This is a genomic window from Evansella sp. AB-rgal1, from assembly GCF_041820985.1.
Lineage (GTDB): Bacteria > Bacillota > Bacilli > Bacillales > Salisediminibacteriaceae > Evansella.
In genome coordinates this window covers 16,468-36,310 of sequence record NZ_JBGUAU010000002.1, presented here as the reverse complement: position 1 = coordinate 36,310, position 19,843 = coordinate 16,468, and the positions used below count along the sequence as shown (strand labels likewise).

21 protein-coding genes and 1 tRNA gene are annotated in these 19,843 nt (G+C 35.6%); 2 read left to right on the top strand and 20 right to left on the bottom strand.

Features of this window, described 5'->3' with window-relative positions; all coding sequences use genetic code 11:
* Positions 1-53: 53 nt before the first annotated feature.
* Positions 54-476: a methylmalonyl-CoA epimerase gene (mce, locus tag ACERII_RS01710; RefSeq protein WP_373639702.1), complete on the bottom strand. Its 423-nt coding sequence runs from the start codon at positions 474-476 to the stop codon at positions 54-56.
* Between the two features lie 191 nt (positions 477-667).
* Between mce and prli42 the strand changes: the two genes are divergently transcribed.
* The gene (gene prli42, locus ACERII_RS01705; protein WP_373639701.1) at positions 668-757 is read left to right on the top strand and encodes a stressosome-associated protein Prli42; all 90 of its coding nucleotides are present in this window, start codon (positions 668-670) and stop codon (positions 755-757) included.
* A 54-nt stretch (positions 758-811) separates the two neighbouring features.
* Here prli42 and ACERII_RS01700 read toward each other — a convergent pair whose 3' ends face one another.
* From ACERII_RS01700 to ACERII_RS01625, 16 genes are all read right to left on the bottom strand, one after another.
* Positions 812-1,321 (bottom strand): L,D-transpeptidase, encoded by a 510-nt coding sequence (locus ACERII_RS01700; protein ID WP_373639700.1) that lies wholly within the window; start codon positions 1,319-1,321, stop codon positions 812-814.
* A gap of 84 nt (positions 1,322-1,405) precedes the next feature.
* The gene (locus tag ACERII_RS01695; protein ID WP_373639698.1) at positions 1,406-2,374 is read right to left on the bottom strand and encodes an aromatic acid exporter family protein; all 969 of its coding nucleotides are present in this window, start codon (positions 2,372-2,374) and stop codon (positions 1,406-1,408) included.
* A 95-nt stretch (positions 2,375-2,469) separates the two neighbouring features.
* On the bottom strand, positions 2,470-2,673 hold the full coding sequence (locus ACERII_RS01690; protein ID WP_373639697.1) for a hypothetical protein: 204 nt from the start codon (positions 2,671-2,673) through the stop codon (positions 2,470-2,472).
* Positions 2,674-2,766: 93 nt separating this feature from the next.
* Positions 2,767-2,841 (bottom strand) — tRNA-Arg (locus ACERII_RS01685).
* A gap of 70 nt (positions 2,842-2,911) precedes the next feature.
* A complete protein-coding gene (locus ACERII_RS01680; protein ID WP_373639696.1) occupies positions 2,912-3,265 on the bottom strand; it encodes a hypothetical protein in 354 nt (117 codons plus the stop codon).
* Positions 3,266-3,361: 96 nt separating this feature from the next.
* Positions 3,362-3,790, bottom strand: coding sequence for a BrxA/BrxB family bacilliredoxin (locus ACERII_RS01675; protein WP_373639695.1), 429 nt, complete (start codon positions 3,788-3,790; stop codon positions 3,362-3,364).
* A 174-nt stretch (positions 3,791-3,964) separates the two neighbouring features.
* Positions 3,965-5,251 carry a metal ABC transporter solute-binding protein, Zn/Mn family gene (locus tag ACERII_RS01670; RefSeq protein ID WP_373639694.1) on the bottom strand — a complete coding sequence of 429 codons (1,287 nt, stop codon included), beginning with the start codon at positions 5,249-5,251 and terminating at the stop codon, positions 3,965-3,967.
* Positions 5,252-5,361: 110 nt separating this feature from the next.
* Positions 5,362-5,835 (bottom strand): hypothetical protein, encoded by a 474-nt coding sequence (locus ACERII_RS01665; protein WP_373639693.1) that lies wholly within the window; start codon positions 5,833-5,835, stop codon positions 5,362-5,364.
* Positions 5,836-6,056: 221 nt separating this feature from the next.
* Entirely contained in the window at positions 6,057-7,316 is a 1,260-nt protein-coding gene (locus ACERII_RS01660) for a dihydrolipoamide acetyltransferase family protein (protein ID WP_373639692.1), read from the bottom strand.
* 34 nt (positions 7,317-7,350) lie between these two features.
* Positions 7,351-8,334, bottom strand: coding sequence for an alpha-ketoacid dehydrogenase subunit beta (locus ACERII_RS01655; protein WP_373639691.1), 984 nt, complete (start codon positions 8,332-8,334; stop codon positions 7,351-7,353).
* 7 nt (positions 8,335-8,341) lie between these two features.
* Complete coding sequence (locus ACERII_RS01650; RefSeq protein WP_373639916.1) at positions 8,342-9,283, bottom strand: thiamine pyrophosphate-dependent dehydrogenase E1 component subunit alpha; 942 nt, start codon at positions 9,281-9,283, stop codon at positions 8,342-8,344.
* 209 nt (positions 9,284-9,492) lie between these two features.
* On the bottom strand, positions 9,493-10,917 hold the full coding sequence (lpdA, locus tag ACERII_RS01645; RefSeq protein ID WP_373639690.1) for a dihydrolipoyl dehydrogenase: 1,425 nt from the start codon (positions 10,915-10,917) through the stop codon (positions 9,493-9,495).
* 50 nt (positions 10,918-10,967) lie between these two features.
* Positions 10,968-12,050 carry a butyrate kinase gene (gene buk, locus ACERII_RS01640; protein ID WP_373639689.1) on the bottom strand — a complete coding sequence of 361 codons (1,083 nt, stop codon included), beginning with the start codon at positions 12,048-12,050 and terminating at the stop codon, positions 10,968-10,970.
* 82 nt (positions 12,051-12,132) lie between these two features.
* Positions 12,133-13,230, bottom strand: a complete 1,098-nt coding sequence (gene bcd, locus ACERII_RS01635) for a branched-chain amino acid dehydrogenase (protein WP_373639688.1) — start codon at positions 13,228-13,230, stop codon at positions 12,133-12,135.
* Between the two features lie 32 nt (positions 13,231-13,262).
* Entirely contained in the window at positions 13,263-14,171 is a 909-nt protein-coding gene (locus ACERII_RS01630) for a bifunctional enoyl-CoA hydratase/phosphate acetyltransferase (protein ID WP_373639686.1), read from the bottom strand.
* Positions 14,172-14,333: 162 nt separating this feature from the next.
* Positions 14,334-16,397 carry a sigma 54-interacting transcriptional regulator gene (locus ACERII_RS01625; protein ID WP_373639685.1) on the bottom strand — a complete coding sequence of 688 codons (2,064 nt, stop codon included), beginning with the start codon at positions 16,395-16,397 and terminating at the stop codon, positions 14,334-14,336.
* A gap of 198 nt (positions 16,398-16,595) precedes the next feature.
* Here ACERII_RS01625 and ACERII_RS01620 point away from each other — a divergent pair, with 198 nt between their 5' ends.
* Positions 16,596-16,832: a DUF2627 domain-containing protein gene (locus tag ACERII_RS01620; RefSeq protein ID WP_373639915.1), complete on the top strand. Its 237-nt coding sequence runs from the start codon at positions 16,596-16,598 to the stop codon at positions 16,830-16,832.
* A 359-nt stretch (positions 16,833-17,191) separates the two neighbouring features.
* Here ACERII_RS01620 and ACERII_RS01615 read toward each other — a convergent pair whose 3' ends face one another.
* The 3 genes from ACERII_RS01615 to steA are packed head-to-tail and all read right to left on the bottom strand — an operon-like array spanning position 17,192 to position 19,695.
* Positions 17,192-17,980, bottom strand: coding sequence for a hypothetical protein (locus ACERII_RS01615; RefSeq protein ID WP_373639684.1), 789 nt, complete (start codon positions 17,978-17,980; stop codon positions 17,192-17,194).
* Positions 17,968-18,624 carry a glycosyltransferase family 2 protein gene (locus tag ACERII_RS01610; protein ID WP_373639683.1) on the bottom strand — a complete coding sequence of 219 codons (657 nt, stop codon included), beginning with the start codon at positions 18,622-18,624 and terminating at the stop codon, positions 17,968-17,970. The genes ACERII_RS01615 and ACERII_RS01610 overlap by 13 nt, the downstream gene beginning before the upstream one ends.
* Before the next feature lie 3 nt (positions 18,625-18,627).
* Positions 18,628-19,695 carry a putative cytokinetic ring protein SteA gene (steA, locus tag ACERII_RS01605; protein WP_373639682.1) on the bottom strand — a complete coding sequence of 356 codons (1,068 nt, stop codon included), beginning with the start codon at positions 19,693-19,695 and terminating at the stop codon, positions 18,628-18,630.
* Positions 19,696-19,843 lie beyond the last annotated feature (148 nt).

Below are 19,843 nucleotides of genomic sequence, written 5' to 3'. Positions count from 1 at the left end.
TGTATCAAAAAACAAAGAGCAAGTCCTCGAATGGGCTTATATACACCAGTACCCTAATCATCCTTTTCTGGTTCTTCACATAGTTCAGTCAGTACTCCACTGGCATTGCTTGGATGAAGAAATGCGATTGGATGACCCCCTGCACCTATAACCGGCTTTTCATTTATGAGCTTTATCCCCTCATTCTGAAGTTGTTCTAAACGTTTTTCTATATTGACTACAGAATATGCGATATGATGTAGCCCTTCGCCTCTTTTTTCAATAAATTTAGCTACCGGACTATCCTCTGTAAGTGGTTCTAATAATTCAAGCTTACAATCGCCTATAGGTATAAAAGCTACTCTCACTTTTTGAGTTGGTACTTCCACTATTTTTTCTACTTTGAGATGAAGGTTTTGTTCATAAAAGGACAATGCTTTATTTATTGACCTTACTGCAATGCCAATATGATTTACACTTGTGGGTAATTGATTCATTTATAAACCCCCTACAAATTATTTAAATATATTTAATATAAGATTATACAATTAAGTTCGTTACAGAATATTTGATCCCTGCCATCCCTTACGAAAAAATATGTAACTTCTATATATTTATGTAATTCTCTTGTCATACGTGCAGACAAGCAGTAAAATATATAGTAGTACTATGCAAGGAGGTAAGTCACATGCCCCGTAAATATCGAAAAATTATTATTTACCTTATGGTCGCTATCATGTTTTTCGGAACTATTTTAACTGGTTTAGCATTTTTCTAAGAAAACGAAAAACCGAGCAATACCTTTTGCTCGGTTCTTTATCATAATACGACTTTATTTCCTAATTGCCCCTTGCTTCTTCCCTAAATCATCAAAGCTCTCATCACTAGATGTAATAAGGATTTTCATTCCTATTGGTACCTCTTGAAATAATATCTCAACATCCTCATTTTTCATACGTACACAGCCAGCTGTTATATCTTGCCCGATAGATGATGGATTATTTGTACCATGAATTCCATATATGCGTCCGTCAGTATTTTCAGCGTCAAAACCGATCCATCTCGTTCCTAATGGATTTTCCTTCGATCCACCCTCTATATTCTTCTTTCGATAATAAGGATTTTCAGCTTTGACGATGATAGTATGTTCCCCTTCTGGAGTTTTTGCCTCTGCTTTTCCTACAGCTACTTCATAAATTTGTTTTACTTCCCCATCTAGAATGTAAGCTAATTCATGAGACTTTTTATTTACGATAATATAAGGATCACCCACGGATGGATTCACCCCAATTGGCCATATGGGTGATACAACAACAAGAATAGCTAATAAAATCGATTTCACACCTAATCACTGCCTTTTCTTGGTGACATGTTTAAGCTAAACAACCCTATACAGTATAGTTGTTACTGAAGTGCCTGCTTTTATTCATCGAAATACAGAATAATTTTGGATGGGTTTAAACTGTTGTTTTATTAATAAATATTGTTCCATTTCATATACTAAATAAAATAACGACGACCTAGCTTCGAATTCCATTCTTGTTTCTGGAAGTGGCATTTCGTCAAAATTGTTACGTAACTGCTCTAACTTATCAATATATTTTCCTGCAGTATTTTTTGGTGTCACACCTCCACTAAGTTCTTCCATAAAGTTCCCAATCATTTCTCCTTGCCTCACTTGTATTTCTATCTTCGCAAGTAAAGGCATCATCCGTTCAATGATTTCTAATTGTTTCTCTCTCATTTTGAAATAATGATAATATTGGTCTTCATATCGTAATATATGATTGTCCAAATTTTGAATAGCAATGTTCTTCGCGGAGTTTAACAAGCTAGCCGCTTCCGTAATCTCTTTCCCATCCCATTGTCTATCTCCATATTTTATATAGATAGCAAATTCATGAAAGATTTTAGCATATAGCCTTTCTATTTGCTGCTGCTGTTTTTGTAACTCTCTTTCCACACTAGGCATATACGCATTCATAAGCAATGCGCAACCAATACCAATAGATATTAATGCAAATTCATTCATGATTAGTGGAACTGAAACATAACCTGATGCGTAAATATGTAAAATGATGACACAGCTCGTTACAATCCCTTCTTGCGCTTTTAATAAGACCGTTGTAGGAATGAACATTAACAATAATACAGCTAAAGAAATGGGGTGATATCCTATAAGTTCAAATAAAATGGCAGCATAAAATAACCCGATTGAACATGCTAAAAAACGGACATATGATAATTGAAACGATTTTCTTCTTGTTTTATGTATACATAAGATTGTTATAATTCCTGCTGAAGCAAAAAATTCGAGCTGAAAAGCTTGAGCAATTGCAATCGCAATTGCTGCACCTAATGCAGTTTTTAATGTTCGATAACCAATTTTGAACATGCTATGTCACTCCAAAAAAAATATAGTAACAACTTTAATTATTATGGTTCTCATTATAGTGTACCCTGAAAATACTCTGTAAATTAGAGGTCAAACTATATAGTATTACTAACTTTGTTCGTTTGTATTCCATTCGCTTCTGTCCACTCCTTTCCGTGAGGAGCTGTCGAGCCAACTTCACGACTTCGTCTGCTACCGTGTCTCGCCTCTGCTCTGCTTCCCACAGGAGTTCGTGGACTTACGCTCATTCCATATAAAGTCGATGTTACTAAAGCATCTAATAACGTTTTTTCCGCCATGGTGCAAATTTCACTGGCATGCAGGTCTCCGTGAAAATAAGCTTCTTCTATAAAAAAAACTCCAGTAAAAAACTGGAGTTTGTTGTATATGTATGGCGCGCCCACCAGGATTCGAACCCAGAACGCGAGAGCCGAAATCTCGTGTGATATCCATTTCACCATAGGCGCTTAGTTGGACTACTAATCAACCGTACTATAGGAGTATAGCAATCCAAACAAAAAAAATCAAGTATTCTTTTTAACTATTCACATCATCTTGAAACATATTTTCAAACCGCTCATTCATTTGATCTTCCGTGTATCCTTTTTCTGCTAACCTTGCAGTAAAATTCTGAGCCCAAAGAGATAATCTTTGTGCGATTTTTTGATACTTTTTCATAAGAGAACCTTTTGATTCTTTTGCTCTTGCTTCTGCATTTGACATAACATTTTCAGAAATAAACAGAGCTTTCCAAAGCAATTCCTCATCAAACTTATCAGCATTATCGTTAAAATAATCAATTACTTTTTTATAATAATTGTCAAATTCTTCGAAACTTATCTCTTCCTCCATATTTAAATAAATATGTATTTGTTTATACAGTTCCTTCATTTTCTTCACTCCACTTCTTTCTTAACTAAGTTAAAATTATAGCATAAGAAAAAAACAAATTCCAAAAAATACTTGAAATTTGTTTTTTTCAGATCATTATTTTGAAAAGTATTGCTCAAAAGCCTTTTCTAATTTTTGAACTACTTCAATTGGTTCATGACCTTCAATTTCATGTCTTTCAACCATTGCTTGTATCTCTCCATCTTTGAGTAAAGCAAAAGACGGAGATGACGGTTCATATCCTTTAAAATAGGATCTAGCTTGAGCAGTAGCTTCTTTATCTTGACCAGCAAACACTGTTACATAGTTATCTGGTTGCACTTCAAAATTTTTCATATAGGCAGCGGAAGGTCTAGCAATTCCTCCTGCACATCCACATACAGAATTTATCATTACGAACGTTGTACCAGTGTTTTTAAAAACATTGTCTACTTCCTCAGGTGTTTTCAATTCTTGATACCCAGATTGAACCATTTCTTTTCTAGCTGTTTGTACAACATCGTTCATAAACATTTGAAAATCCATACCCTTACACCCTTTCTTATTTCTAGCACTTATCTTTATTTTACACTTTAAGAATATTGATTACCATGTTTTTGCTTACATTTTTGTATTATCATACCGATAATTAACCAGTACTATGTAATTATTCAAGAAAGTACCCGCTATCATTTATCATAGCGGGTAAAAGTAATATAACTATTGTAGAGCCGTTTTTAGAGCTTCGATATTTTTACGCATTAAACTAAAATAATCTTCTCCAGCCTCTACTTCTTCTGGTTGTAATGTTTCTAGGTTGTGTAGGTATAATGTTTCTACTCCTACTTCGTCTCGAATGGTATTAGCAATAGCAGACGGAATATTCTGTTCCACTAGAATAAAGTTAATATTATTTGTCTCTAGTAGTTCAATAATGTTTTGTACTTGTCTTGCTGTAGGTTCATTCGTTGGTGAAATTCCAGAAATACCAATTTGGTGAATATGGTAACGATCATCCCAGTAACCATAACCTGCGTGCGATACTACAAAAGAATCCTTTGAAATTTCTTCCTTCAATTTAATAAACTCTTGATCAAGATCTTCCAGTTCATGCTTTAATGTATCAAAATTTTCTTCAAAAACATCATGTAATTCCGGTCGAAGTTCAACTAAAGCATTTTTAATGTTTTCTGCGATTGTAATAGCTCGAATTGGGTCAAGCCATACGTGTGGATCTTCATCACCATGTGAATGATTGTGATCATGGTCATCGTGGTCGTCGTTGTGATCATGGTCATCATTATGGTTATGATCGTCATTGTGATCATGGTCATCATTATGGTTATGATCGTCATTGTGATCATGGTCATCATTATGGTTATGATCATCGTTGTGATCATGGTCATCATTATGGTTATGATCATTGTTGTGATTATGGTCATCATTATGGTTATGATCATCGTTGTGATCATGGTCATCATTATGGTTATGATCATCGTTGTGATCATGGTCATCATTGTGATCGTCATTGTGATCATGGTCATCATTGTGGTTATGATCATCGTTGTGATCATGGTCATCATTGTGATCGTCATGTCCATTGTCATGATCGTGATCATATCCAATTAACGAAATTCCTGTTGAAGCAGTAAGAATAGCAACATCATGTGACTCTAGTGTTTCTTTAATACGCTCTGCAAACCCTTCGAATCCTGCACCATTATAAATAAATAAATCACCTTCAGCGATTTCAATCATTTGTCTCGCTGTCGGTTCAAAGGAATGTGCATCTGCCCCAGCTGGTATAATATTAGTTACTTCTACAAATTCCCCACCAATACGTTTCGTAAAATCTTCAAATGGGAATAAAGTAGTATAAACTTTTATTTGTTCCACGATATCTTCATCGTTATTCGATTGACCTGCTTCCCCTTCATTTTGTCCACATGCTGTAAGTATCATTGATAGTACTAACATAAATGATAATAAAATACATAATCTTTTCATCATTTTCCCCTCTCATTTCGTAATCATTACGTTTTATCAAACCCAAATAGGATTATAACTTACATTATCATATTTGTAAATAAGAATGACTACGATTAATAGAGGGATTTTTACATATTCATATTTATAAGAAGTTCACGGTACACTTCGTTCCATTCTTTTGAAAGGTTTATAATTTCAGGTAATATATTTTTTATTTTTTCATTATCTCTACTTTTTACTACTTCCATAAATTCTTCATGAATGCGTTCATGTTTTACCTTCCATTCACCATCAATTTGTGTAAAATCAAATGTTTTACCTTCTTTTTTCATTTCTCTCATCTTCTTTAAAATCGCTTCTTTTTCACGATTAATTTCAATCCACTCTTCTTTTAATTCTGGTCGATGTTTTTCAACCAACAACTCATAGTAATATTGTAAATGTATTTTTATAGAATCATGTCTATGAACAATGTCTTGTTTCATTTCCCATTCTTCCATATTACTTTCTTTATTACCTTGGTCCTCGGCAAGAGCATGAATAGGTGTTCCTAACTGCAATATCAAAAAAATAGTTACTAATAATAATCTAAATGGTCTCATGATTTAATCATCCTTCCATATTTTCCATTAGTATGTACGGGAAAATATTACGCTATTCTACGTAAGAAAAATGAAAAAAAGAGGTGTCAATAAGGATTTTACTCTTTGACACTCCCTCTTATTAATTCCTCTCTTCTAAACAGCAAAAAGAGTCCATATATAGATTAATACAAACGTTCATATCCAGGCTGACTTAAATAAATGACATTTCCAACAATGGTTCAATATATAGAAGTATTTTGATTACTCATATTTTCTAAATTTCTTTTGATATGAGCTAAAAACTTCCCACAAATAAGTCCATCTAACACTCGATGATCTAAGGACATACAAAGATTCACCATATGTCGAATCGCTATCGCATCATTTTCCAGAACCACTGGTCGTTTCACTATAGATTCAACCGATAGTATTGCAGCTTGTGGGTAATTTATAATTGGTTGTGATTGAATAGATCCAAACGAACCTGTATTGTTTACTGTAAACGTTCCACCTTGCATATCCTTTTGCTGTAACGAATTAGACCTGACCTTTGATGCAAGTTGATTAATTTCTCTAGCTAATCCTTTAATATTTAATTCATCCGCATGTTTTATTACAGGAACAAATAATTCTTTCTCGGTTGCAACAGCTAAAGAAATATGAACATCCTTGTATTGTATAATTTTATCTCCGGCCCACATAGAGTTTACTTCAGGATATTTCTTTAAAGCATCTACCGTCGCTTTTATGAAAAACGGTAAAAACGTTAGCTTCATGTCTTCTTTCTTATAAAACTCATCTTTTACTTTATTACGATAACGAACAAGTTCTGTTACATCTACTTCAATCATCATCCAAGCATGAGGCGCTTCATGTTTTGATCGAACCATGTTGTTTGCAATAGCTTTTCGTACGTTGGAAACGGGAATTTCTTCTACTCGTCCGGAAGATACAGAAGGTTCCGAAACAGTCCTATCATTGTCTCTTTCCACTCCTACATCCTGTTGCTGTGCAATAGTTTTTACTGATTGATGTTTTGGTACAGCCCCAGAAATTATCGCTAACAGGTCTTTTCTTGTTATCCTTCCTCCACGTCCGGATCCATCAACCAACTCTAAATCGATGTCATTTTCTTGAGCTAACTTCAAAACAGCCGGTGAATATCGCCGTTTATTTGACTTATCTTCTGAAACTAATCCCTTTACAGTCTCGTCAGTTTTAGTAGAAGGATGATTGATCGGACTTTCACTATCCACTTCTCCATCAACACTGATAGTACATATAACTTCTCCAACTGCAATCGTTTCATCCTCGTTTGCAATTAACTGTTCTATCATTCCATTATAAGAAGAAGGAATTTCAGCATTTACTTTATCTGTCATAACTTCTGCTAATGGATCATATTTATTGACTTTATCACCAGGTTTCACAAGCCATTTGGTTATTGTACCCTCTGTTACACTTTCTCCAAGTTGGGGCATTGTAATATTTTTTACCATTTACTTGGTACCTCCTTGAAAAGGTCTAATCTTTCTAAAACTCAGCAAGCTCTTTCATTGCCGCTTCCACTTTATCTGGATTTACCATAAAATATTTTTCCATTGTTGGAGCATAAGGCATTGCAGGAATATCTGGACCTGCTAAACGTTTAATAGGTGCATCTAATTCGAAAAGACAATTTTCTGCAATAATAGCGGAGACCTCACTAATAATACTTCCTTCTTTATTATCTTCTGTTAATAAAAGTACCTTACCTGTTTTCCTTGCAGCTTCAATAATAGCTTCCTTGTCTAATGGGTATACAGTACGTAAGTCAAGGATATGAGCCTCGTATCCTTCTTTCGCTAAGTTTTCAGCAGCTTGCATAGCAAAGTGTACACATAGACCATATGTGATAACAGTAATATCTTCCCCTTCACGCTTCACATCCGCTTTTCCTATAGGAAGTATATAATCTTCTACAGGCACTTCTCCTTTAATAAGTCGATATGCTCGCTTGTGTTCAAAAAACAATATAGGATCATCACTTCGAATAGCAGACTTCAACAATCCTTTTACATCATATGGTGTGGAAGGCATAACAATTTTTAACCCTGGAACATTTGCAAAAATAGCTTCTATAGATTGAGAATGATATAACGCTCCGTGAACACCTCCGCCATATGGGGCACGAATTGTGATAGGACACGTCCAATCGTTATTAGAACGGTACCGTATTTTTGCTGCCTCTGAAATAATTTGATTTATAGCAGGCATGATGAAATCCGCAAATTGCATCTCAGCAATCGGTCGTAGTCCATACATTGCTGCTCCAATCCCTACTCCAGCAATTGCAGATTCTGCTAGGGGAGTATCTATCACTCTTTCTTCACCGAATTGATCATATAATCCGTTGGTTGCTCTGAAAACTCCCCCTCGCTTCCCTACATCTTCTCCTAACACAAATACATTTTCATCTCGTTCCATCTCTTCTCGTATTGCACTCGTAACTGCTTCAATATAAGATATAATTGGCATGATATGATCACTCCTCTCCGTAAACGTATTTTAATGCACTCTCTGCATCTGCATATGGAGCATTCTCTGCGTAATCTGTAGCTTCATCAATTTCTTTACGAATTTCGCTTCGAATCTTATTATCCATTTCCTCCGTGAGGATTCCCGCACTCTTTAAATAAGAACCAAATGTAACGATAGAATCCACCTTTTTTGCTTCCTCTACTTCTTCTTTTGCACGGTACGTACTATCATCATCATCACTAGAATGTGGAGTTAAGCGATATGATACTGTCTCTATTAAAGATGGTCCCTCTCCCTTAAGCGCTCTGTCTCTTGCTTTCGATATTGCTGCATAAACTGCTAATGGATCATTTCCATCTACTGTTTCCCCATGAATCCCATAACCAATAGCTCGATCAGAGACTTTTTCACAGCGTAACTGTTTCTCAATTGGAACTGAAATGGCATATTTATTATTTTCACACATAAAAATCACAGGTAAATCATGAACACTAGCAAAGTTAATCCCCTCATGAAAGTCTCCTTGATTGGATGACCCTTCACCAAACGTTGTAAAAGCAACAAAATCTTCCTTTTTCATCTTGGCTGCCAATCCAAATCCTACTGCATGTGGAACCTGTGTTGTAACAGGCGAAGAGCCTGTTACGATTCGATTTTTCTTTTTCCCGAAGTGACCTGGCATTTGCCTTCCACCAGAGTTGGGATCTTCCGCTTTTGCAAATCCAGAAAGCATGAGCTCTTTAGCTGTCATACCAAATGTTAAAACTACTCCCATATCACGATAATATGGTAAAATATAATCTTTTTCTGTATTTAGTGCAGTTGCTGCTCCAACTTGTGCTGCTTCTTGACCTTGACAAGAAATAACAAATGGAATTTTACCGGCTCGGTTCAAAAGCCACATTCTTTCATCGATCATTCTTGCTAATAGCATTGTTTCATACATTTTCAACACTTCAGCATCAGACAAACCAATTTGTTGATGACGTAATTCACTCACATAAAACCCTCCTTTAATCCTTCCTTATAAAAAAACGCAAGGCTTCCAAATACCACCTAAGCTCAGTCCACGATCTGTTGACACGGCGTTATGTCGTATCCGGTCTCCCACCGATAGCATAAGGTCTCCCTTATCTATTGAATTGGAATCAGATATTACCCCCCATGAATGGCTTTACCATCTACAGCAAGTGCGGCTTCCCCAATTGCTTCCGATAAACTTGGATGTGGATGGATTGTTTCTCCAACCTCCCAATGAGTAGCATCTAACATTTTGGCTAGGGCTGCTTCTGAAATCATATCTGTCACATGTGGTCCAATCATATGAACACCAAGTAAATCATCATTCTCAGAATTGGAAACGAACTTAACAAAACCGGATGTATCACCATAAACAAGAGCTTTACCAATTGCCTTAAATGAAAATGTACCAGTTTTGACATTAAAGCCTTCTTCTCGTGCTGCTGCTTCTGTTAAACCGACACTAGCTACCTCTGGAGAAGAATAGGTACATTTTGCTACCATTGTTTCTTGAACCCGATGAGGAGTTCCTCCAGCCATATGTTCAACTGCCGCAATCCCTTCATGTGAAGCAACATGAGCTAACTGCAAACCACCAATTACATCCCCAATGGCATAAATATGAGACTCCTTCGTTTGATAGTTTTCATTGACAACAATAACATCCTTGTCTACATTAATATCTGTATTTTGGAGACCAATATCATTGGTGTTAGCAATCCTTCCAATAGAAACTAATACCTTTTCTGAACGAATTTCTTTTACTTCTTCCTTATACTCGTATGGTACGACAATAGATGAAGATTCCTCTTTTACTTGTTCGGATAAAACTTTTGCATTGGTTATAATTTTTACTCCTTTTTTCTTCATAGACCTAAGCATTTCTTTTGATATATCTTCATCTTCCAACGGCAGGATTCTTGGTAAATATTCGAGGACCGTTACATTTACGCCAAAATCAGCTAACATAGAAGCCCATTCTATCCCAATAACCCCTCCACCAATTATCGTAATAGATTCAGGGAGTTCGTTTAGTTGAAGTGCCTCATCAGAAGTCATAATATGGTCACTTGATGGAAGACCAGGTAATGTTTTAGGTTTACTACCTGTTGCGATCAATACATACTTCGGTACAATCATGTCATTTTCTGATCCATCATTTTTTTCGATAGAAATGGTTCCAGGAGAAGGAGAAAAGATGGACGGACCTAATATGCGCCCATATCCCTCATAGATGTCAATCTTCCCTTTTTTCATAAGATGCTGTACTCCCTTATGCAATTGATCCACAATACGCTGTTTTCTTTCTTGAACCTTTAAGAAATTTAGCACAGGTGCAGCATTCTCAACACCAAACTCGTCACTATTTTGAACCGTTTTGTATACTTCTGCACTTCTTAATAACGCTTTACTAGGGATACACCCTTTATGTAAACAAGTTCCACCTAATTTCTCTCTCTCCACAACAGCAACCTTCATACCTAGCTGTGACGCTCTAATGGCAGCAACGTAACCCCCAGTACCAGCTCCTATTATGACTAGGTCATATTCCTTAGTCATAGCTACTCCTCCTTATTCTATATTTGTATAAGAAAATCCTTTATTTATATTTAGAATTTATATTCTTTCGCATTTTCTTCTTCTCGTAATACTCTTAGTGCTCCTTCTGCTAATGCTTGAAGCTCATTTTCACCAGGCTTCACTAATACAGGTCCTATCCAGTTAATTCGATTAATAATCTTCTTAACAAACTGTTTTCCATAAGCAAGACCGCCAGTTAAAACGATAGCATCAACCTCACCAGATAATACCACTGCTGCAGCTCCAATTTCCTTTGCGACTTGATATGCCATCGCTTCATAAACCTGTTCTGATTTTTCATCACCTTTTGAAATCCTGTTCTCTACTTCTACAGCATCATTTGTACCTAAATATCCTACTAAACCACCTTGCCCAACAATTTTTTTCATTATTTCATCAGCATAATATTCTCCAGAATAGCACATTGCAACAAGGTCTCCTGCAGGAACAGTACCTGCTCTCTCAGGAGAAAAAGGTCCTTCTCCATGTAAACCGTTATTAACATCAATCACTTTACCATATTTATGTACACCTACCGTGATTCCCCCACCCATATGAACAACAATTAATTTCAAGTCACTGTAGGATTTATCTAATTCCTCTGCAACACGTCGAGCAACTGCTTTTTGATTTAAAGCATGAAAAATACTCTTTCGTTCGATATCCGAAAACCCTGAAATTTTTGCAATCGGTTCCATTTCATCCACTACAACTGGGTCTACAATATAAGCACGTATATTGAGTTGTTCGGCAATTTCATTTGCCACGATTCCACCTAAATTTGATGCATGTTGTCCTGAATAACCAACGCGAAGGTCTTCAAGCATTTGTTCATTAACTGCATACGTGCCTCCCTCAATAGGACGTAATAACCCCCCACGTCCTACCACGGCAGATAACTTAGATAAATTAATATTATATTTATCTAATGTTTCAAGGATTGTTTGTTTGCGAAAAGGATATTGATGAATGATAGAATCAAAACTACCTATGATATCACGATCATGTCGAATTGTTTCTTCCATAATCATTCTTTCGTTATCAAATACTCCAATTTTTGTGGAGGTTGAACCGGGATTTATAGCTAAAATTCGAAAATTATTAAGTTCCACTTGTTTCCCTTCCTTTTCTTAAGAGGAGGTGATGATTCAAAAGTACTTTTTGAATCATCGTCTTCCAAATTAGTTCTACTAGTTATCTCCCACGACTTAAAATATTCATTCCATTTTTTAAAAACTGTTTTCGTGACTTCCGCATTGTTTCCATACGCTCTTCTGCCATTCTATCAGCTGCAACATAAGTTGGAATATTATCACGCTTCGATATATCAAATATCTTAGATATACTATCATATATAGTTTCCACTTTTTTTAACGCACGTTCTCGGTTATATCCTAATAATTCATCAGCAACGTTAATTACACCACCAGAATTAATAACATAATCAGGCGCATACACTATCCCTAACTCTTGGATAGTATCACCATGCTTTGTTTCTTTCAATTGATTATTCGCGGCTCCTGCAATTACTTTAGCCTTCAATAAAGGGATTGTTTCGTCATTAATCGTGGCACCAAGTGCACAAGGTGAATAAATGTCGCAATCGACACTATAAATGTCATTTGTATCTACGGCAGTAGCTCCAAATTCATCCACCGCACGTTGAACTGCTTCTTTATTAATATCTGTAACAATTAGCTTCGCACCTTCTTCGTGCAAATGACGGCATAAAGTAAAGGCTACATTTCCTACCCCTTGGACTGCCACTCGTTTTCCTTCTAACGAATCCGTTCCGAAAGCTTCTTTTGCAGCAGCCTTCATACCAACATATACCCCATATGCGGTTACTGGAGATGGATTTCCAGAAGAACCAAACGCTGGTGAAATACCTGTTACATAATCTGTTTCCTGGTAAACAAGATCCATGTCTTCTACCGTAGTTCCAACATCTTCAGCTGTAATATATCTACCATTCAACCCTTGAATAAAACGTCCAAATGCACGAAACATTGCTTCATTTTTGTCTTTTCTTGGGTCACCAATAATTACAGTTTTCCCCCCGCCTAAATTTAAACCTGCAGCTGCATTTTTATAAGTCATACCCTTTGCTAATCGGAGTGCATCCTCAAATGCAGCCTCTTCTGATTCGTATGTCCACATTCTTGTACCACCTAGTGCTGGGCCAAGCGTTGTATCATGAATAGCAATTATCGCCTTTAATCCTGATTCCTTATCTTGACAAACTACAACTTGTTCGTAATCATATGTCTCCATATACTTAAATAATTCCACTAGTATTCCTCCTCAAAATTCATCCTTTATTTTTATTTCAACGATGTACTTACGGCCATCGCCATTGAAAAAACTTTACTTTCCACAGAGTCAGCTCTTGATGTTAGTACAATTGGTGATCTCGCTCCAACGATCATTCCACCGACAGTTGCATTTCCAAATATCGTTAACGACTTATATAAAACATTCCCTACATCAATAGAAGGGGCTACGATTATATCAGCTTGACCAGCCACTTCTGAACGTATCCCTTTTTGTTCTGCAGCTTCCAAAGAAACAGCATTATCAAACCCTAAAGGACCGTCTATAACGCAGTTCTTTATTTGATTTCGTTTGTTCATCACTGTCAAAGACGCTGCATCTATCGTTGCTTCCATTGCTGGATTTACAGTCTCTACAGCTGCGATTACGGCCACTTTGGGTTTATTAATTCCTATTTTTCTAACTGCCTCCACTGCATTTTGGACTATTTGTACCTTCTCCTGTAAATTAGGAGATATATTCATAGCAGCATCAGTAAGAAATATCATATTTTCTTTATTCGGAATGGAAAAGCCTGCTAAGTGAGAAAGGACATTACCTGACCTTAATCCAAATTCTTTATTTAATACTGCTTTTAAAAGAAGAGAGGTAGAAACCATTCCTTTCATTAATACATCCCCTTCTCCTTTAGCAACCATTTCCACTGCAATTCTGGAAGATTCTTGCTCATCTTGTGCTTCTAATAATCGAAACACTTTATCAGTTGTTTGAGAGAGCCCAGCTTCGGTTTTTAACTCTGACATTATTTCTTTAGGTCCCACGAATATAAAATCAGCTAATTTCAACTCTATTGCCTTCTTCGCTGCATAAAATAATGAAATATGTGTTGCATGAGCTACAACAATTCTTTGACAATTCTTACGTTCCTGAATTGCTGTTATTAATTCTTCCAACGTCACTGAGAACCCACCTTCCTTCCATATTACTACAGTTATATAATATGCAATTTTTATGCCAACATCAAAAATACGAGACATTAACCGATTAATAGTGTAAATCAAAATAAAACATGCAGAATTTTTCAGTAACTTGCATTTTTTTGCATGCACGATAGTGCATTTCTATGAATTATGATATTTGTCCAATTTATAATATAAATTACGAATGGACACTCCTAGTTGTTTTGCGGTTTTCGTTTTATTTCCACCATTCTCCTGTAGTGCAGTTCGAATGATACCTTGCTCTGTCTCCTCCATGATTAGTTGAAGCGTTTTACTTGAATTGTAATATGAAGGATGTTCAAATGTATTTTTCACCGGTTCTTCTTTACTATCTAATTGAGGAAGATGTTGTATATCAATGAACTTCTCGTGCAATTGCATATGAATAATTGCTCTTCCTAAAATATTTTCTAATTCCCTAACATTTCCTGGCCAGTGATATAATTGGAGTCTATTCCGAGCTTCTTTAGTCACACCTTCCACATTCCTCCCATAATCTTGATTTAATTTTATGAGAAGATGGTCACAAAGACTTGGGATATCTTCCTTTCTTCTTCTTAATGCAGGGATATGAATCGGCATTCTGTTTAAGCGAAAATATAGATCGTTCCGAAACTCTTTTTTCTCTAATTTCTCTTCCATATTTACATTTGTTGCAGCAATTATTCTTATATCAATGGAGATCGCCTTAGTACCGCCCACTCTTACTATCTCTTGTTCCTGTAAAACCCTTAGTAATTTCGCTTGAGTCTGAGGAGAGATTTCACCGATTTCATCTAAGAAAATACTACCTCCATTCGCTTCTTCAAATAATCCTTTCTTCCCACCACGCTTCGCACCAGAGAAAGCTCCTTCTTCATACCCAAACAATTCACTTTCTAGTAATGTTTCAGATATAGCTGCACAATTCACACGAATAAATTTGTTATATTTTCGTTTGCTTGCGTTATGTATAGCATGAGCAAATAGCTCTTTTCCAGTTCCACTTTCTCCTTGTAGTAGTATTGTTGCAGGTGTAATGGCAGCCATTTTTGCTTGTTGTATCGCTATTTGTAGTTCTTCAGAATTTCCAATTATATCATAAAAACTATACTTCGCTTCTAGTGTGCGAATAATTTGCTTTGCTCGTTCTAATTCTGTTGTTAATGACTCTATCTCTGACATATCATGAATAACTGCAACACTACCTTTTAATTTTTTATCTACAATTACAGGGGCCACGTTAACAATTACATCTTTTCGACTAGCACCAACCTTCATTTTAACACCTCTAACAGGTTTTCCGGTTTGTAAGACACGCATATGCATACTTTCTCCCTCGGAAATATCAATATTTGCTGGTTTTCCAATTACTGCGTCTCTTTTAAGTCCTGTTAATTTTGTATAGGCAGGATTTATTAACAAGCCCTTCCCATGTTCATCAACTACAGAAATAGCATCATTCGATGATTGAATGATTGCTTCAAGCATTTCTTGAATACTTTTTAAGTTTGTTACTTCCTCTGCCATGTTAACAATTTCCGTTATATCGCGGAAAACAGCTAAAGCACCAAATAATTCGTTTCCTTTAAACATTGGAACGCGAGTGGTAAGAATAGAACGGTCTTTGCCGATAATTTGATGCTGATTTATTTCCGTTTTACCTGTTTTAATCACTCGTGGGAGCTTACTTGTAGGCATTATCTTTCTTATATCTTTACCAATTACTCCTTCTTTAATTAAATCTGCCATCTCTTCCGCACGTTTATTAATTAGAGTAATTTGATTATGTATATCAATAGCAATCATTCCATCATGAGTGGAATTTACAATCATATCCAGTTTAGAGTTCTGCTGAAGCACTTCATCAATTAAGTGTTCTTTTTCTTCAATTAAGTAAAATAGGATAGAAGCCACCGAGCTAGGAATTAAGGTAATAGCCATATCCTTGATTTTATGACTAATTCGCTGAAGAATACCTTTGTTTCCGGTAGCTTCAATGATAATATCAATTGGTTCTAGTTCACTTATAGCAATTTTCCAATCTTGATATATTGGAATCCCATGATACTTAGCCAACAATAAACCGGAACTCTCTCTGTTTCGGTCAACTACTCCAGCAATATGAAATTGCTCCGTTTCCATCAGTAGTTTTAATAACGAAGTACCTCCTCTACCAGCTCCAATTATTAGTATATTTTTCATGACATTCCTCCTATCCCCGAGGTGTGCAATTTTTTTCATACACCATTTCTATACTATACATGATTTTCTATAGAAAAAAAATAAATCTTGTAACAAAGATTTCATGAATTATTTCATATATCGTTGCTAGTATCACGTCCTTACTATAAAATAATAGAAAAGTCATCAATTCAATGTAGGAAGGAACATATTATGACAATCCAACGTTTTTTAGCATTATGTATTTTACTTATTCCTGGATTTATTGCAGGATATGGAATTAAGCTTATGAGGGATACTCTCTTTCAACAATATATATGGCCATTCGATTCACTTTTCGTACAATTCATGGTAGGGTGTATCGCACTAGTATTTGGAGTTTGGTTTATTGGTGGATTTATTTTGCATCGTGATCGTAAAAACAATAAAGTAGCACCTCGTTTTCGGAAGCAATAACTAAATAAATGCCCTGTTACACGTTGATATTAAGTTATACTATATATAAGGTTTCTGATTTCCTTGGGGCGAACCGCAAGCCTTTTCGGTCATACCTCGGTGTGGGGCTCTCGCCTGGGCCGTACCCCTTAGGAGTCTCGCCCCTTCCGTAAATATCAACATGGCACATATATCAATTTTGTCCTTTAACATAGCTAAAATAAAAAAGGGTTACGAAATAGCAAAGGGTGATTCAAAAAGTCTAACAATACTTTTCGAAGTCACCCTTAAATTGTTAATCGGTTCGTCCTGGTTTCAATTCGGTACCTTCTTACCACTAACTAAGAATTCATGCTGAAAACTATAATCACTCCAACATACTAACTTTTTCTACCCAACTGATCTATTTGTCGAAATACTGGTGTTCTTTCCAACCAAGATTGAATGGAAATCTTCTCTGCTACAACCGTAATGAAGACACAGAAAAACACAAGACACAAAGTGTAAAAAGTACTATTAAATTGTAAAGCAACGATTGCGCCTACAGATCCAGTAATCATAGCACCATTATCCCCCAACATGGCCTTCATTCTCGACTCAAAAATAGCCCACATACATACTACAAGAAATAGGAAAATAAAAAATGCATCTCTTTCTGAGAGAAGGAAAAAGGGAACAACAGTAGTAACAGCTGTTATTTTCCAAACCCTTAAGGGCTTTGTATCTAACAAATTCATCGTATGAGGAAATAATACAAGTAACGCGAAAACTAAAAGAGAAGTCGGAGTCATATCTGTTTTCATGACTAGATAATATATGGAGAAAGCCACAACACCTACAGCCTTAATTAACCCTGTCGTAACTTCTTTTTCTCTAAATAATATAGAAAAGTGCCCTTTTATCCCTTTAGGAAACTGAGATCCAAAACAATCGTCAATAAAGCCCAATAACCAAATAAAAAAAACATAGTGATACGTATATTTGTCTATCACCAAATAATTAGTGAATAGATAATCACCAGATAGTAGTACTACGAAGATAAATCCTATGCTATACGGAACTAGTAACCCCTTATAATTTTTCACCGATAGTCCATAGTCTTTAAAAATAAAAGATACATAAAAAAACATAAATATTACTAGGACACCCAAAATTACTAATGATTCCATAGTGTTTTCTCCATTTCTAACCATTGTTTTGCTCGGTGATAAAATCCCTCCATATTTTTCCCTGTTAACCGATGATTCATGTTTGTTTGAATTTCCTTGATCACAGCTCCATTATTTAGAAAAACTATATTCATTAACATTTCCAGTCCAAAACCATAGCCTTTTTCATTTACAATAAAGGGTATCCATCGTCTATGAAAGCAGCGTTGTCCTGATAATGGAGCTAATAATCTCTTACCAGTCTTACGTAGTATTACATTTCTTACTCGCCGCTTCACTATGCCAAATCCCTTTTTCGAAAATTCAGGAAAGATGGCAACAGTCATGTCTGCAACATTATTTTGTATTGCTGGTAATAGTTTTTGCGCTTCACAAGCAGTACTACCCAAGTCCGCATCCAATATCATAATCCACTCACCACGGACATAGGAAAGTCCGGTGAATACGGCAGTCATCTTACCTTTATTATGTTTGTGTTGTAGTACTTTTGTACAATATAATTTTGCAATGGAATATGTCTCATCACAACTTCCATCATCTACAACAATGATCTCATTTACCCAAGATAATCTATTTATGGACTCTAGTGTGTCCTTTATATGTTTGGCTTCATTAAAGGCAGGAATAATTACATCTACTTTCATTATTTAATACTCCTTCGTTACATTAAAATAATCTTTTATGAAGGAAGTTTCTGGGAAGGGATAACCTGATTGAAAGCATAACCATTGATTAATTCCTTTTATATCCGATATTTTCTCACCGGCATACATTCGTGTTAATAAAGTGGATCCCATTCCTTTTCTACCTTTTTCAATTAATTCTACAAACGAGTTTCTACAACCTAACGTATAAATATGTAATGCGTCAGAAACATAAGCTAACATAAGTGCTAGATCTTCACTAATACCAGGAAAAGGTATCGATGTACATTCTACGGATAGTTGTTCTAGTCTTGATTTACCAGGACTTTTACCGTCCATATATGAGTGAGCGATAAAAGTACTAGTATACCTATTTGCATCAGAGGATATTGAATCCATATCTCCTACAATATAATTTGGTTTTATTTGATGTTCATAAAGTACACCTGATGCTCCGTCTACAGCAATAACAATACATTCGTTATGCTTAATAAATGGTCTTATCATTCTTAAATCTTCTTGAACTCCTCCCCCTCTTGCAACTAAAAATACTAATTTACCCTCTATATCAGTTAATTTTGGTAGAGATTGCACAGCATCTATAAAAGATTCTATTTCAAAAGAAGCAAAATCTAAGCTATTCATCGCAAACTTTCTGAAAAGGTTCTGAAATTGGTATTTTCCTTGCTGTTGTTTACTTGTAATTCTTTCGTGGTCATATAAGGTAACTGTTCCTAACAAAGTCCAAGTACTATTACGCTTTTTAAACAATTTATTGTTTTCAATTTTTATATAGTTATAATCATCTTCTAATTCTTCCATTGTTAAACTTATATCAAAAACAGGTATATCATTTTCCTGCAAATGCATCATTCCAGTTCGAGGAACATTACCACTCATGGAAACCTTTGTATTAATAACTGCTTTCACTTTTTTTCTTACCATATCCTCTGCTGCAACTAAATCTATGTCCTCATGTTCTACTATAATGATCGAATGAGGGGGAACTCGATGTAACAATTGCTTTGTTACTTTACCACAATAACTATTGCCAACAATAAGACTCTCCATGTTTTTCCCTCCGATACATTATAATGATTTACATATCTTTCTTTAGTATGGTCAATATATTGTAAAAGCATGAGGACGAATTCATAAAAAAAGAAGGTATCTCAAAAGAGAATCTTTCATCCCTTGAGATACCTTCCTTTTATTTTCT